14 protein-coding genes are annotated in these 14,921 nt (G+C 69.8%); 3 read left to right on the top strand and 11 right to left on the bottom strand.

Annotated features, from left to right (window positions below; translation table 11 throughout):
• Positions 1 to 3: 3 nt before the first annotated feature.
• The 6 genes from ACU6XJ_RS17475 to ACU6XJ_RS17500 all read right to left on the bottom strand — a co-directional run bounded on the left by ACU6XJ_RS17475 (position 4) and on the right by ACU6XJ_RS17500 (position 6,226).
• Complete coding sequence (locus ACU6XJ_RS17475; RefSeq protein WP_476312476.1) at positions 4 to 1,098, bottom strand: DUF917 domain-containing protein; 1,095 nt, start codon at positions 1,096 to 1,098, stop codon at positions 4 to 6.
• Entirely contained in the window at positions 1,098 to 2,177 is a 1,080-nt protein-coding gene (locus ACU6XJ_RS17480; RefSeq protein WP_476312478.1) for a DUF917 domain-containing protein, read from the bottom strand. Before ACU6XJ_RS17480 ends, ACU6XJ_RS17475 begins: the two co-directional genes overlap by 1 nt.
• The gene (locus tag ACU6XJ_RS17485) at positions 2,174 to 3,721 is read right to left on the bottom strand and encodes a hydantoinase/oxoprolinase N-terminal domain-containing protein (RefSeq protein WP_476312480.1); all 1,548 of its coding nucleotides are present in this window, start codon (positions 3,719 to 3,721) and stop codon (positions 2,174 to 2,176) included. The genes ACU6XJ_RS17480 and ACU6XJ_RS17485 overlap by 4 nt, the downstream gene beginning before the upstream one ends.
• Before the next feature lie 245 nt (positions 3,722 to 3,966).
• Positions 3,967 to 4,467, bottom strand: a complete 501-nt coding sequence (locus ACU6XJ_RS17490; protein ID WP_476312483.1) for a DUF1772 domain-containing protein — start codon at positions 4,465 to 4,467, stop codon at positions 3,967 to 3,969.
• On the bottom strand, positions 4,467 to 6,011 hold the full coding sequence (locus tag ACU6XJ_RS17495; protein ID WP_476312485.1) for a multicopper oxidase family protein: 1,545 nt from the start codon (positions 6,009 to 6,011) through the stop codon (positions 4,467 to 4,469). Before ACU6XJ_RS17495 ends, ACU6XJ_RS17490 begins: the two co-directional genes overlap by 1 nt.
• A complete protein-coding gene (locus ACU6XJ_RS17500; protein ID WP_476312488.1) occupies positions 6,008 to 6,226 on the bottom strand; it encodes a DUF5957 family protein in 219 nt (72 codons plus the stop codon). Before ACU6XJ_RS17500 ends, ACU6XJ_RS17495 begins: the two co-directional genes overlap by 4 nt.
• A gap of 151 nt (positions 6,227 to 6,377) precedes the next feature.
• On the opposite strand from ACU6XJ_RS17500, the gene ACU6XJ_RS17505 reads away from it, so the two are divergent.
• On the top strand, positions 6,378 to 7,484 hold the full coding sequence (locus tag ACU6XJ_RS17505) for a sensor histidine kinase (protein WP_476312491.1): 1,107 nt from the start codon (positions 6,378 to 6,380) through the stop codon (positions 7,482 to 7,484).
• A complete protein-coding gene (locus ACU6XJ_RS17510; RefSeq protein ID WP_476312494.1) occupies positions 7,481 to 8,134 on the top strand; it encodes a response regulator transcription factor in 654 nt (217 codons plus the stop codon). Before ACU6XJ_RS17505 ends, ACU6XJ_RS17510 begins: the two co-directional genes overlap by 4 nt.
• A gap of 24 nt (positions 8,135 to 8,158) precedes the next feature.
• Here ACU6XJ_RS17510 and ACU6XJ_RS17515 read toward each other — a convergent pair whose 3' ends face one another.
• From ACU6XJ_RS17515 to ACU6XJ_RS17530, 4 genes are all read right to left on the bottom strand, one after another.
• Entirely contained in the window at positions 8,159 to 8,452 is a 294-nt protein-coding gene (locus tag ACU6XJ_RS17515) for a hypothetical protein (RefSeq protein ID WP_476312495.1), read from the bottom strand.
• A gap of 180 nt (positions 8,453 to 8,632) precedes the next feature.
• The gene (locus tag ACU6XJ_RS17520; RefSeq protein ID WP_476312498.1) at positions 8,633 to 8,914 is read right to left on the bottom strand and encodes a hypothetical protein; all 282 of its coding nucleotides are present in this window, start codon (positions 8,912 to 8,914) and stop codon (positions 8,633 to 8,635) included.
• A gap of 160 nt (positions 8,915 to 9,074) precedes the next feature.
• Complete coding sequence (locus ACU6XJ_RS17525; RefSeq protein ID WP_476312500.1) at positions 9,075 to 9,977, bottom strand: NUDIX hydrolase; 903 nt, start codon at positions 9,975 to 9,977, stop codon at positions 9,075 to 9,077.
• A 4-nt stretch (positions 9,978 to 9,981) separates the two neighbouring features.
• A complete protein-coding gene (locus tag ACU6XJ_RS17530; RefSeq protein WP_476312503.1) occupies positions 9,982 to 12,264 on the bottom strand; it encodes an RNA degradosome polyphosphate kinase in 2,283 nt (760 codons plus the stop codon).
• Between the two features lie 313 nt (positions 12,265 to 12,577).
• Between ACU6XJ_RS17530 and ACU6XJ_RS17535 the strand changes: the two genes are divergently transcribed.
• Positions 12,578 to 14,167 (top strand): LVIVD repeat-containing protein, encoded by a 1,590-nt coding sequence (locus ACU6XJ_RS17535; protein ID WP_476312506.1) that lies wholly within the window; start codon positions 12,578 to 12,580, stop codon positions 14,165 to 14,167.
• Between the two features lie 92 nt (positions 14,168 to 14,259).
• On the opposite strand, the gene cofC is transcribed toward ACU6XJ_RS17535, so the two are convergent.
• On the bottom strand, positions 14,260 to 14,880 hold the full coding sequence (gene cofC, locus ACU6XJ_RS17540) for a 2-phospho-L-lactate guanylyltransferase (RefSeq protein WP_476312509.1): 621 nt from the start codon (positions 14,878 to 14,880) through the stop codon (positions 14,260 to 14,262).
• Positions 14,881 to 14,921 lie beyond the last annotated feature (41 nt).

The raw sequence follows: 14,921 nt of genomic DNA on the forward strand, positions 1-14,921 counted from the left end.
TCCTCACGCGTCCATCATCAGCGGGTCGCAGTCGATGCCGTAGGCCCGCGGCCCGATCACGGGCAGCCAGCGGTCGTCCCGCCAGAACGGCGCGGCGGGCAGGCGCAGTACGGTCACCTCGGCTCCGGTGCGCACCTGGTCGCAGTTGATCGGCACGCAGTCCCTGCGGTCCAACACGCACAGCAGGTCGGGGGTGGAGGCCACCGGCTGCCCGTCGCGCAGCGCGAACAGGTACTCGTTCTCCATCTCCAGCCGCAGCAGCGCCCCGCTGTCGCGGTCGGCGACCGTGACCACGCCGCGGCCGAAGGCCACCTGGCTGGACTGGTAGAGCACCTCGATCACGCGGCCGGAGGCCAGCACCTTCCCGCCGGTGGCGGCACCCAGCGCCAGCGCGGACGGGCTCTCGCCGAGGTCCAGCAGTCTGCGGCCCATCGCCAGCGCGGTGCTCACCGTGCCGATCACCGAGCGCTCGCGCAGGTCGCCGACGCTGACCGGGGCGAAGGCGATGGCCACCCAGCCGGAGGTGGCGGAGACGAAGGCGTACAGCGCCCTGGTCAGCTCCTCGGCGTCGCCCTGGCCGATCACCAGCACCTGCCCGCTGGGCTCGGCCAGCGCGCACGGGGTGTACTTGCCGCCCGCGGCGGCGAAGGCGAACTGCTCCAGTCGGGCCAGGCCGCGGCCTGCCAGGTCGGCGTCAACGCTGGGCAGCCCCACCTGGCAGCCCGCCAGCATGCCGACCAGGCCGTTGAGGCCGCCGATCTCGGCGGCGATCACCGCGTCGGCCTGCACACCGGTCCAGCGCTGGATGGCCTCGATGGCCTTCGGGAACTCATCGCCCGCGGGCAGTTTCTCGCCGAAGACGGTGGCGCCGCCGAGGTAGCAGGTCGACACCGCCATCGCGTCGTCGGAGAGCAGTTCCAGGGGCAGCACCTCGGCCTTGCGGCCTTTGGCCAGTTCCTGTCGCAGCAGCAGGCTGGTGAGCCCGGTGGGACCGCCGCCGCCGGAGCCGAGCACCGAGGCGCCCAGCTGCAACGCGGGCACGTCCTCGGCCTCGACCAGCAGCGGCAGGTACTCACCGTCGCGGTCCCAGAGCCCCATCACACCTCCCGGTAGCCGAAGTAGGCGGGTCCGACCAGGTCAAGGCCCTGTCTGGTGTACCACCGGCGATCGGCTTCCGCGGTGATCACGGTGATGCGTTGGCCATAACGCAACGATTCGGCCGAGATGGAGGACGCGGTCTCGGTGTCCAACGCGCAGATCAAGTCCGGCACCGCGGCCAGCACCGCGCCGTCGCGTTCGGCGATCAGATGCTCGTTCTGGAACCGCAACTCCAGCGTGGCACCCGCATCGGCCCCGGAACCGGCCAGCAGGGCGCTGCCGCGGGCGAAGCCGTCCTCGGTGCGGCGGTGCACGTCGACCAGCTTGCCGGTGAACAGCTGCCGCCCGCCGAGTGCGTCGCAGGTCGCGGCGACCGGGTCACCGCCGCGCAGCCGGGCCCTGCGCATCGCGGCGCCGATCTCCACGCACCGCGACAGCGTGCCTGCGACCAGCGCCTCCTTTGCCGTCTTGCCGTCCATCACGTACGTGCTGATCGCGGCGATGCAGCCCATGTCGATGGCCATCGAGCGGGCCATCCGCTCGGCCCACTGGTTGTCCACCGCGGCCAGCACCCCGCGGTTGCCCTTCTCGTCGGCGATGCCCATCGGGGTGGCGGTCACTCCGTAGAGGGTGGGCATGGTCATCTGCAACTCGGGGAAGGCCCGGCCCATGGCGTCGGCGTCGACCATGGGCAACCCCAGCCTGGCCGCGGCGAGCAGCGGGACCAGCGCGTTCACCCCTGCGGCCTCCAGCGCGTACAGGTGTGTCACGCGGGTGCCGAGATGCGCCGCCAGCGCCTCGACGGCGGCGGCGACCTGGTCGGCGCCGGGCACCTTCTCGATCATGACGGTGGGCGCGCCGAGCAGCCCGACCGTCAGCAGCACCGCGTCGTCGGGCAGCTCCTCGAGCGGCACCAGCGGGACCGGGCCGTGTCTTCGCAGGGCCTCGGTGGCCAGCAGCCTGCCGATGGTGGGGTCGCCGCCGCCCCCGGAGCCCAGCACCGCGGCGCCGCACGCGAGGTCCTCCAACTCGGTGACGGTCAGCTCGTTCATCGCGGGCGAGGCGCAGTCGGTGATCATGACGCCGCCTGCAGGTCGCCGACGGCCTTGACCCTGATCCGGGTGGCGTTGCCCGGCAGGTAGGGCACCGGCACCTCGTCGAAGTCCACGATCTCCACCGACCGCGGCCCGGCGCCCGCGGCGATGGCGCGGTTCACCGCTTCCTGGCGGGCCTCGTCGATGATCGCGTCGCGGCGGCCGGGCGCGATGGCGAACACCCGGTCCACCTCGCCGCCGACCTGGGCGATGGCCGCGCCGACCGCGTTGGCGACGGAGAAGTGCTGCGGGCAGGTCACCGGTCCGATGCCCTCCAACTCCTCGGGCAGCAGGATGGAACCGCCGCCGACAGCCACGATCGGCACCGCGTCGGCGCTGGTGCGCATGCGGTCCACGGTGGCGCTGATCTCTTCGGCGATCGTGACCAGCACCCCGCCGACAAGTTGTCTGTCCAGCCTGGACACCCGGCGGGTGTCGCCGATGTCGGCGCGGCCCGCGGCCACGGCGATGTCGGTGGCGGTCAGGGTTTCCCCACCGAACACCAGCGCCTCCGTGTTGAGGTGGTAGCCAACCGAATCCGGGCCGATGGTCGGGGTCCTCGAGCCCCGGATTCGGCTGCCCCCTCCGATGCCGACGTTGAGCACATCGGGCATGCGGAAGTTCGTGCGGATGCCCGCCATGGTGACCTCGGTGTTGGCCTGCCGCGGGAATCCCTGGTAGAGCATGCCGACATCGGTGGTGGTGCCGCCGATGTCGACCACCGCGCAGTTGTCCATTCCGGACAGCACCGCCGCGCCGCGCATGGAGTTGGTCGGCCCGGAGGCGAAGGTGGCCACCGGGTAGCGGCGGGCGAAGTCGGCACCCATCAGCGTGCCGTCGTTCTGCGACAGGTACAGCGGGGCGGTGATGCCCGCCGCGGTCAGCGAGCCGCTCAGGCCGTCCACGATATGCGCGGCCAGTTCACGCAGCGCTGCGTTGACGATGGTGGCGTTCTCCCGCTCCAACAGCCCGATGCGGCCGATCTCATGCGACAGCGAGATCGCCGCGTCGGGGAGTTCGTCGGCGATGATCGCCGCGGCCGCCGTCTCGAACTCGGCGGTGACCGGGGAGAACACCGACGTGATGGCCACGCTGCGCACGCCTGCCTGCGCCATGTCGTGGGCGGCCTTGCGAAGCTCGGACTCGTCGAGGTCGGCGATGCGGCGGCCGTCGAACTCGTGGCCGCCGCGGCACAGGTAGCTGCGGCCCGCGATGGCGCTGACCAGCCGCTGCGGCCAGTCCACCATCGGCGGCAGCGAGGCCGTCGCGGGCAGTGCCAGCCGCACCGCGGCGGTCGGGGTGAGCCGGGAGGCCTCCACCAGGGCGTTGACGAAGTGCGTCGTCCCGATCATCACGGCCTGCACCTCGTCGGGTGCGAACGGGTGGGTCCGTTGCAGGTCGTCCAGCGCGGTCACGATGCCGGTGGTGACGTCCTCCGTGGTCGCCGTCTTGACCCCGGCGAGCACGCGGTGGCCGGTCAGCAACACGGCGTCGGTATTGGTGCCACCGACATCGATTCCGATGCGCAAGCTCCTCGCCCCCTGTTCCCGCAAGTGCACCCAAGCGGACAAGGCGGACGATATGGGTTGGATCCAAGATCGTCACTGTGCGATGTGCACGGTGTCCGCTCGCGTTTCGACCGGAGTGCACATATTGGTAAATCAGAACGTAAAAACAAGCCAGTGACGGCCTGTGAACCACCCGAGTCAGCTATTAGAGCTATGCCGTTTCGGACCACCATTGTTCTGTTCGGGACATGCAAATGACACAGCTGTCACGGCCGAACGGGTGAGTGCCGGAGGTGCCGTAGAAAACCGGCGAAGCACAGCGCTGCGGTGATTCCCAGCAGGGCCACCCGCAGCCAGTGGAAGGTGTAGAACTCGTCCGCCACCTGGCGCAGGTAATCGGCGGAATGCACCGCGGGGCCCTCGGTGAACATGATGGTGTTGCGTGGCCAGAAGAACAGCATCGAGAACAGCCCGTCGCCCGCGGTGATGCACACCCAGGCGCCGAGCAGCCAGTACCTGGCCTGCCGGTGGCGCCAGGCCAGCGCCACCGCGACCGCGCCGGCCAGCACGGTGGCCATGCCGCCGGGCCGGAAGAAGTCGGCAGGGCCCGCGGCCACCATGAACGACTTCGCGGTCACCAGCGAGGCGGGCGGGTCGGCGAAGATGTTCGGGTACATGACCAGGGTTTCGAAGACCAGCGCCCCGAACATCAGCATCGTCAGCCAGGTGAAGGCCGACACGAAAACGAACGTGATCCTGTGCGTCATTACACGACCTCGAAGTTGGCCATCATCATCATGTCCTCGTGTTCCAGGTTGTGGCAGTGGAACACGTACTTTCCCCGGTACCCGTCGAACTTGATCAGCAGCTCGACGTCGCCGCCGTTGTCCATGCTCACGGTGTCCTTCCAGCCCGCGTCATATCGGTCCGGTGACCCGCCGCCGTCGCGGCTGAGCACCTGGAAAGGCGCGAGATGGAGGTGGAAGGGGTGTTCCACATTGAGCCCGCGAATGCGCCACAACTCGACCGCACCGAGTTCCGGATTCGCGTCGACCCGGTTCAGGTCGAACGGTTTCCCGTTGATCGACCACAGCTTCATCCCGTGCATTTCGCCGTCCCGGTGAAACCGGAACTCCCGCCGCACCGTCGCGTCCGAGCGGGACAGCGGCCGCACCTCGGCGAGCCTTGACGGGACGCGGCTGTCATCGCGTGCCCCGCGTGCCACCACGAACCGCATGACCCGCGCCGTCCCGCCGGAGCCGTACTCGTTGACCAGCGTGACCTGTGTGCCCACCGGGTAGGCGGCGAAGTCGATCACCACGTCGAACCGTTCGGCCTGCGAGATCCGGATCTCCTCGTGCCCGACCGGCGCGGACAGCAGACCCTGGTCGCTGCCGATCTGGGTGAACGACGGCCCGCTCGGCGGCGTGGGGTCCAGCGCCAGCTTGTAGCGGCGGGCGTTGGAGGCGTTGAGCAGCCGAAACCGGTAGCGGGCCGCGTCGACCTCCAGCACCGGCCACGGTGCGCCGTTGACCAGCACGCAGTCGCCGAGCACCCCGCTGGCGTAGAAGGGGTCGACGCCGGGCCGCTCCCGCAGGGTCGGATCGGCCGAGGGATAGGAGAAGGAGCCGTCGGCGGCGAACGCCCGGTCGGCAATCATCAGTGGGATGTCGCGGTCGCCCGAGGGCAGCCCCAGCGCCTCCTCATCGTCATCGCGGACGAGGTGGAAACCGGCGAGTCCCTTGTAGACCTGCGGGCCGGTGAAGTCCATCCGGTGGTCGTGGTACCAGAGCGTGGCCGCCTGCTGGTCCAGCGGATACACGTACTCCTTCGCCCCCGGCGCGCCCGGCCCGCTCCAACCCTGTTTCGGGAGCACCAGGTCGGTGGGGTAGCCGTCGTGCTCAGGCGGGGTCTTTCCGCCGTGCAGGTGCACCACGGTGGGCACCGGCAGTTCGTTGCGGTGCAGCACCACCGTGCGCCTGCCCCGCCGGGACTCGATGGTCGGCCCGGGGAACATCCCGTCGTAGCCCCAGATCCTGGTGCGCAGCCCGGGCAGGATCTCGGCGTCCGCCGCGCGCTGGGTGATCTCGTAGTAGTCGGTACCGGTATCGCTGCGCACCGGCCGCAGCACCGGCGGAATCGGCAGCGGCACTCGGAACGGCTCCGGCAGGGGGGCGGCGCTCTTGAGCAGCGTGCCCGCACTGCCCTGGATGCTGTTGTTGCCGCCCGCCGTTTCGATCAGCCCGCAACTCGCGAGGCCGATCCCGGCGCCCGCCGCCAGCCCCAGGCCGAGGAACCCTCTGCGGTTCACCGCTGCCCGCCCCGCACCCGGCGGTCCACGACCAGGGCGGTGACCACGCCGCCGATCGCCAGCGCGGGCGTCAGCCAGCCCAGCACCAGAGCCCAGGCGACGGGTGGCGAATCGCCGCCGGGATCGATGGTGGCCACCGCGAGGATCTCGGTGAGCATGAACCCGGCGAGCAGCCCGCAGAACAGCCCCAGGATGACGATTCCCAGTGTTCTCATGTCCTCCCCCTTTCGTGGATGGGAGGAAGTCTGGTGAGAAACGCCTGGTGAGGCGTCCGTCCGCGCTCTCGATCCGAGTACGTCCACAGGCGACACCGGGAGTAGGCATGAACCGGATGCCCTGGTCGGGGGAAATCCCTAGGCTCACGGTGTGCGCAAGAGATCCGCCCTGCTCATCGACGTCGCTCTGGGCGTCATGGTGGTGCTCGTCGTGGTCGCGGCGATCATCGCCGACCGCGGCGGGGAACGGCGGCCGGACGTGTTCGCCTACCTGTTCGCGGTGGGTCTCGGCGCGCTGATGCTCATCCGCCGCGGCCACCCGCTGCTTACGCTCGCGGCCACCGCGGTCGGCATCCTGGGTTACTACTGGGCGGGCTATCCGGCGATCGGGCTCGCGGTGCCCGCCGCGGCCGCGCTGTACTCGGCGGCCGAGGTGGGCAAATCGCGCTGGTCGATCGCCACCGCGTGCGGACTGCTCGCGGTGTCCACCTTCTTCCGCGTCGCGGAGGGCGATGACCTCGGCTACCTGTTCGGCTACGACCTCGCCTTCACGGTCGGCTTGATGGCCGCCGCGATCGCGCTCGGCGACGTCGTGCGCTCCCGACGCCTGCTGCGACGGCAGGCCGACGTGGAACGGGAGCAGGAAGCCGCCCGCCGGGTCGCCGCGGAACGCCTGCGCATCGCCCGCGATGTGCACGACGTGCTGGCACACACCGTCGCGGTGATCTCCTTGCAGTCCGATGTGGCCGCCGAGTCCATCGAGGACGGTGACCCGGCGGGCGCCAGGGAGGCGCTGGGCCACATCCGCGCGGCCAGCGGCGAGGCCATGCGCGAACTGCGCGGCACCGTCGCGTTGTTGCGGGAACAGGTGCCCGAGCCCACCCACGGCTTGGCCCAGCTGGAATACCTGGTCGGCGTGACCTCGGCCGGTGGGCTGCCGGTGTTCGTGCGGGTCGAGGGCGAGGCCGTGCCGCTGCCGGTCGCGGTGGACACCACCGCCTACCGCATCGTGCAGGAGTCGCTGACCAACGCCCTGCGGCATTCGGGGGCGAGCAGCGCCGAGGTGGTGTTGGACTACCGCGACGGGCGACTGGGGATCGAGGTCACCGACAACGGCACCGGACCGCCCGGACCACCGGGGCACGGCATCGCGGGCATGCGGGAACGCGCCGCGCTGGTCGGCGGCACCCTGCGCACCGGCCCGAACCCCGGCGGCGGGTTCCGGGTCAACGCGTCGCTGCCGGTGGTGCTGCCGTGATCAGGGTGGGGCTGGTGGACGACCAGCAACTGGTCAGGGCGGGCCTGCGTGCCCTGCTGGAACGCGCCGAGGACATCACCGTCGTCGGCGAGGCCGCCGACGGGGACGGTGGCCTGCGCATGGTGCGCGCCGAACTGCCCGACGTAGTGCTGATGGACATCCGGATGCCCGGCACAGACGGCCTGGTCGCCACCCGCGCGATCATCGCCGATCCGCGCCTGCGGGAGGTGAAGGTCGTCGTGCTGACCACCTTCGACACCGACGAGCACATCCTGGACGCCATCCGCATCGGCGCCGCGGGCTTCCTGCTCAAAGACATCCCGCCCGACGACCTGCGCGACGCGGTGCGTGTGGTCGCGGGCGGCGAGGCCCTGCTGTCCCCATCGGTCACCCGCCGCGTGATGGCCGCCGCCGCAGCGGCGTCCCGGGTGGACCCCCGCCCCTTGGCAGTGCTGACCGATCGTGAGCGCGAGGTGCTGGCCGAGGTGGCGCGCGGCAAGACCAACCACGAGGTGGGCGCGAGCCTGCACATCAGCCCGGCCACCGCCCGCACCTACGTCAGCAGGCTGCTGGCCAAGCTCGACGCCCGCGACCGCTCCCAACTCGTGGTGATCGCCTACGAAACCGGCCTGATCACCCCCGGCACTTGACCCACACCACGTGCCGGGTGGGGATCAGGCGTCGTCGGATGGCTTGACCTCGACGCGGTTGCACCAGCTGACGCGCCACTCGGGGTGCTCGTCCAACTGATCCTCCCGCCAGTCGTCGCAGGCGTCTTTGGTGTCGAAGCGCGGTTCGGTGATCCGGTATACCCCGACCGTGCCGTCGGGATTCATCTTCTTGAACACCACGATCCACACGTACTTCTCCGACACCTCCACCGAGGCGCTGGGAGTGGCCGCGGCGATCGGAGCGGTCAACGGGACAACGGTGGCGGCGAGAAGAATGGCGGCGAATGTCCTTCGCATTTCTGGCCCCTTCACGAGTGAGAGCTGGGAGTTATCGCCCCGTGATAGGAGTCCAGATTTACCGGTGACGTGGGAGGTCCGCCTCGGTAATAACCCGTGTGAGTGCCCGAATCGCCGCTGTGTCCCCGGGAAGGATGACGGGGGAGGGCGGCAGGCGGGTGAGCGCCTGCCGCCCGGCTCTCAACGGGAGCCCTGCACCTCGACCTGGACGCAGTCGTGCCAGACCCAATCCTTCTTGACCTGCTTCTTCGCCCACTTGGTGCACTCGCCCTTGGTGTTGAACCGCGGGGTGGTGAACCTGCCGACCTCGCCGTTCTTCTTCTTGAACGCCAGGATCCACACCTTCTTGTTCGCGCTCTGCGCGGTGACCGCGGTGGGCTCCGCGGCGACCGCGAGCGGCGTCACCGCGGGAACGAACGCGGCGGCGGTGGCGAGCAGGATCGCCGTGAATGTCCTACGCATCGACTGAACCCCTTATGAGCGGCTTTCGCCGCCGATGATTGAGGTGATTGGCTTCGCGAGCCGCGATGCTACTGGCGGAAAAACGACGCCTTCCGCAAGATCCGCCCGAAGGAGTGGGTGTTCGGCAATTTTTCGCTCGGACGGATGACGCGGTTTTTGTTCAGTACGGCAGTTCGCGGTAATAGTCGGCCTGCCGCAAATTCAGGGTGCTCGGAGCGAGTGACAGTACCCAGAAGCTGCCCTTTTTGCTTTCCACCTCGCCGAGCCGGAATCCCGAGCGGGCGGCGAGCCTGGCGATCACGTCGGGGATGACGCCGCCCTGGCTGGACACCACCGCGGTGCCCTCGCCCGCCGCGATCTCCAGCAGTCGCCCCATCCCGCGCTCCGGATCGGGCCAGTAGCCCTCCTCGGACAGCCGCGGCTCGTTCTCGACCTCCACGCCCAGCGTCCCGGCCAAGCCCGCCAGGGTGTCCACGCAGCGAACCCGCGGCGCGGAGTACACCCGCTGCGGGTCGAACACCGGCAGCACGATGTTCAGTCCGTTCACCTGCTTCCAGCCGCCCTTGCTCAGCGGCCGCAGGTCGTCGTCGCCGTCCCACTCACTGCGCTTGCCCGCCTTCGCATGGCGCACCAGCACCAGCGTGACCAACTCGGGGGACAGTTCCGTGAACGCGTCCAGGATGCTGTGGTCGTGGGAGTAGGTGAGCAGCGTGCGGGCCTGGTCGGCGGGCAGCCACTTCAACTCGTCCACCTCGTCGCCCGGCGTGAAATCCCCTCCCAGCGCCTGCCCGCTGAAGTAGTCCACCGTCTTCTCGGCGGTGCCGCCGTCCTTTGTGGACACCCGGTAGGCGGTGGTGCCCAGCGCCCTGCCCATGGCCACCCGGAACCCGGTCTCCTCGAGCGTCTCCCGCCAGGCGCCGGTCAGCGCCACCTCACCGGTGTGCAGCTTGCCCTTCGGCAGCGACCAGTCGTCATAGCGGGGCCGGTGCACGACCGCGACCTCCACCGGGCCGTCATCGACCTGCCGCCACAGCACCACGCCCCCCGCGCGGACGAGCTCCACGGGCTCAGCCCTTGGCACCGTGGCGGCGGAGCAGTTCCTCCTGGTGATCGCGCACCTTGGCGCCCTCCTTGGGCGATGGCACCCACTCACCGCGCGGGTCAAGCAGCCAGCACCGTGTCTCCGGGTGCAGCGCCGAGTCGAACACCGCCTTGAGCTCCCCGGTCAGCTCCGGGTCCGCGACCCGGACCATCACCTCGATGCGGCGGTCCAGGTTGCGGTGCATCATGTCGGCGCTGCCGAACCAGTACTCGTCGGAGCCCGCGAAGTGCAGCACGCGCGAGTGCTCCAGGAACCGGCCCAGGATCGAGCGGACCTTGATGTTCTCGCTCAGCCCCGGCACGCCGGGCTTCAGCGAGCAGATGCCGCGCACCACGACCTCCACCGGCACCCCGGCCTGCGATGCCCGGTACAGCGCGTCGATCACCTGCTCGTCGACCAGCGCGTTCGCCTTCAGCCGTATCCCGGCGGTCCGCCCGGCGACGGCGTGTTCGATCTCGGTGTTGATCCGGTTGACGATGCCGCGCCGCACCCCGTGCGGGGCCACCATCAGGCTGCGGTAGCTGGTCTGCCGCGCGTAGCCGGTGAGGGTGTTGAACAGGTCGGTGAGGTCGGCTCCGATGGACGGCTCCGCGGTCAGCAGGCCCATGTCCTCATACAGCCGGGCGGTTTTGGGGTTGTAGTTGCCGGTGCCGATGTGGCAGTAGCGGCGGATCATCGACCCCTCCTGGCGCACCACCAGCGAGGTCTTGCAGTGCGTCTTCAGCCCAACCAGCCCGTACACCACGTGCACGCCCGCACGTTCCAGCGCACGCGCCCACTTGATGTTGGCCTGCTCGTCGAAGCGCGCCTTGAGCTCGACCAGCGCCACCACCTGCTTGCCCGCCTGCGCCGCGTCGATCAACGCGTCCACGATCGGCGAGTCGCCGGAGGTGCGGTACAGCGTCTGCTTGATCGCCAGCACGTGGGGGTCGGCGGCGGCCTGCTCGATGAAGCGCTGCACGCTGGTGGAGAAGGAGTCGTAGGGGTGGTGCACGAACACGTCCCCGCCGCGCAGCGTGGCGAACACGCTCTTGGGCGTCTCGCGCTCGCCGAAGGCCGGGTTCGTGGCCGGGACAAACGGCTTGTCCTTGAGCTCGGGGCGGTCGCAGCGGTAGGCCTGCCAGAGGCTGGACAGGTCCATCAGCCCCGGCACCTCGACCACGTCGTGCGGGTCGACCTCCAACTCGCGCAGCAGCAGCTCGAGCATGTGCTCGCTCATGTCCGCCGCGACCTCGAGCCGCACCGGCGGTCCGAACCGCCTGCGTGCCAACTCCCGCTCCAGCGCCTGGAGCAGGTCCTCGTCGCGGTCCTCCTCCACCTCAAGGTCGGCGTTGCGGGTGACGCGGAAGACGTGCTGCTCCGTGATCTCCATGCCGGTGAACAGCTCGCCGAGGTGCGCTGCGATCAGCTCCTCCAGCGGCAGGAACGTCACCGTCTGCGCGTCGCCGTCCACCTCGACCCGGATCAGCCGCGGCACGTTGGCGGGCACCTTCACCCTGGCGAACCGCTCCCGGCCGCCCTCGGGGTCGCGCACCGTGACGGCCAGGTTCAGCGACAGGCCGGAGATGTAGGGGAACGGGTGCGCCGGGTCCACCGCCAGCGGCGTGAGCACCGGGAACACCTGTTCGCTGAAGTAGTTGGACAGCCGCAGCTGGTCGGGGCCGGTCAGGTCGGTCCAGCTGACGATGCGGATGCCGTGCGCCTCCAACGCGGGGCGGATGTCCTTGCTGAACACCGCGGAGTGCTGTTCGACCAGGTCCTGGGTGCGCAGCGAGATGCGGGCCAGCTGCTCCTTGGGTGTGAGGCCGTCCGCGCTGCGCACCGAGAGGCCGGTCTCGTCGCGGCGCTTCAGCCCGGCGACCCGCACCATGTAGAACTCGTCCAGGTTGGAGGAGAAGATCGCCAGGAACTTGGCGCGCTCCAACAGCGGCTGCGAGGCGTCCTCCGCCAGCGCGAGCACGCGGGCGTTGAAGTCCAGCCAGGACAGCTCCCGGTTGAAGTACCGGTCCTCCGGCAGCTCGCTGTCCACCGGCAGCGGCGTCACCGCGGGCGGGGCGGGCGGCACCGTCCGCGCTGTGGTCGCGGTGCTGCGCCGTGATCTGGTCGTCGCGACGGCCCGGCCCCGGCTGTGCCGGGTGGACGGACGGGGGTTGCGGCGCCGCTGGGGACGCGGCGTCGCGCCCGGCTGCCGAGCCGGTTCGGGCGCGTCTCCGCTATGGCCTTGCTCGCCGTTGCTGTCCGTGCTCACGGTTGTCCATTCTTGCTCACAAAAGCTGTCCTGAACGTGAACTTGTGCCAAGACACGGTGAATAAACCTGGCCGCCACCGCATGGTGGAACAGCCTTTACTACCTGCCCCTTTCGGGTAACGCAAGGTGTTCGGCCCCGGCGTGGCGACCCCGCGTCCGGGTGGTTACGCGGCGGCACCGACGGGTGATCCGGATACCCGTCAAAAGTACGGTCAAACCGGCTGAAGAGCTCTGCGGATTACCGCCTTGGCGCTTGATCTGGCCAGATGCGCGTGTCAGCGTGCAGCCAAGGATCTCCTGCGGAGGGTAAATCATGGGGAAGAAAGCGCTTGCGGGCGCGTTCGCGGGTGCCCTGCTGGCACTGACCGCGATCACGGCGACTCCTGCCGCCGCCGCTCCCGCGCCGCCGACCGCACCGAAGGCGGGTCAGGAAGGCAAGCCACCGCTTGCCCCCGCGTCCCGCAACGTCAAGCTCGAGAAGGCCCTACCGGGCACCGAACGGGCCATCTCGATCAACTTCATCCAATACGGGCGCCGCGACATCATGTTCGTCAGCGGCGAGTTCGGGCTCAAGTCCTTCGACATCACCGACCAGGACAACCCGAAGCTGCTCGACCACCTGACCAACAACGAACTCGTGCTGCCCGGCGACGACCCGACCAAGCGGTTCTGGGAGAACGAGGACGTCAGCGTCGACCCCAAGCGCAAGCTCGTGTTCATGGCACGCGAGCGGCACGCGTTCGGGCACCCGCGCGAGAAGGACTCGCCCACCGGCATCTACGTCCTCTCCGCCGCCGACCCCGCGGACCTCAAGAAGCTGAGCTTCGCCCCGCTGGGCACCGGCCACACCACCACCTGCATCAACGACTGCAAGTACCTGTGGACGGCGGGGTGGGACGGCGAGTACCGCGATCCCAACGACTTCTACCAGTCCACCGGCCGGATCTTCGTCACCGATATCTCCGACCCGAGCAACCCGAAGACCTCCACCACCTACGTGGACCTCGGGCGCAACCAGGGCAAGAGCCACATGACCCACGACGTGCAGGTGGACGCCATGGGCGTGGCCTGGGTCGCGGGCACCGGCGGTACCCGCGGGTACTACACCGAGGGCTGGCACCGCGATCCCGTGACCGGCAAGTTCCGCAGGGCAACGGCGACCGCCCCGATCCCTTACGCGGGTGGTGCCTCGCCCAAGGAGGACATGCCGACGCAGTTCACGCACAACTCGATCCGCCCCATCGGCAAGACCCTGAAGGACGGCCCGCGGCCCAGCGCCAAGCACCCGCCGGGCAGCCTGCTGCTGCACACCGAGGAGGCCTTCGGCTCGCCCCAGTGCAAGGGCCAGGGCCAGTTCGTCATCTCCTCGCTGAAGGGCTCGCGCGACGGCGAGTCGTGGAAGGCCACACCGGAGAAGCCGTTCTACACCAAGACGGTCAGCGTCTGGAGCCCGAAGGACCAGGAGGGCACGCTGCCCGGTCCTGACGTGTTCTGCTCGGCGCACTACTTCGACGTGTCCGACCGCATCGTGGCCTACTCCTGGTACGAGCAGGGCACCCGCTTCATCGACATCACCAACCCGGAGAAGCCGGTCCAGGTCGCCTACTGGCGTCCTGAGGGCGCGGTGTCGTTCTCCCCGTACTGGCACCGCGGCCGGGCCTACGTCGCCGACATCGCCCGCGGCGTGGAGGTCCTGTCGCTGACCGACGGTGCCGCCGCGGCCCAGGCCGCGGGGGAGGAGGTCACCCTGACCACCCCGGCGGGCGCCATCAGCCCGACGGCGGTGCACTCGCAGAACGGCCCGCGCAAGCGCCAGCCGTTGCAGCCCAGCCCCGACTTCGGCTGGATCTGCCCCCACCTCTCCGGTGGCCGCTGCGACGAGAACTCCATCTCCTGCTGCTGACCGCTGTCGTGGGTGCGGACCACTCCGCACCCACGACGTCAGTTGCCGCCCGAACAGCGGTTTAGCGACCAGAACTGCTCTGGTTCTGGTCGCTAAACCTGGGCCAGGGCCGCCTTGGTGTGTTGGCCCAAGCCGAGTTCGGTGGCGGCCGCCAGGTCGGCGGGGGTGTCGACATCGCAGCGCAAAGTCGGCCAGGGACCTTCGAGTCGGGTCGCGCCGGTGTCGGCGTGCAGGCGGGCCGAGTCGGTGCCGAAGCAGGGCGTCAGCGGGCCGTCCCGCCCGGCGACCAGCAGGGTCGTGCCGGTGCCCTGACGGTCAGGGCAGAACGCGCGACCAAAGCCGACCTCGGCCAAGGCGGCGTCCAGGTCTCCCGGCCGCAGCGCGGGCAGGTCCGCCTGCAACGCCCCCAGCCGCACATCCGGCCGCTGCGCCCAGCGGGCGCCGTGCCGCAGCGCCGCGTTCAGCCCGGCCGCGGGCTCGTCGGGAATCACGTCCACCTGCGGCAGCGCGGCCCGCACCCGATCGTCGGAGGAGATCACCACGATCCGGTGCACGGCGTCGGCCTGTGCCGCCGCCGCGACCGTGTCCAGCAGCATCGCCAGCACGAGGTCGGGATGCCGCTCACGGCTGACCGCCCCGGCCAGCCGCGACTTCGCATCGGTCAGCGGCTTGACCGGGATCAGCAGGGTGAGGTGTCGAGTGCGCGGGCCCACCTGTCCATACTCTCTCGCGACTCGTTGAGGGTACTGACGTA

The organism is Actinorectispora metalli, from assembly GCF_056323685.1.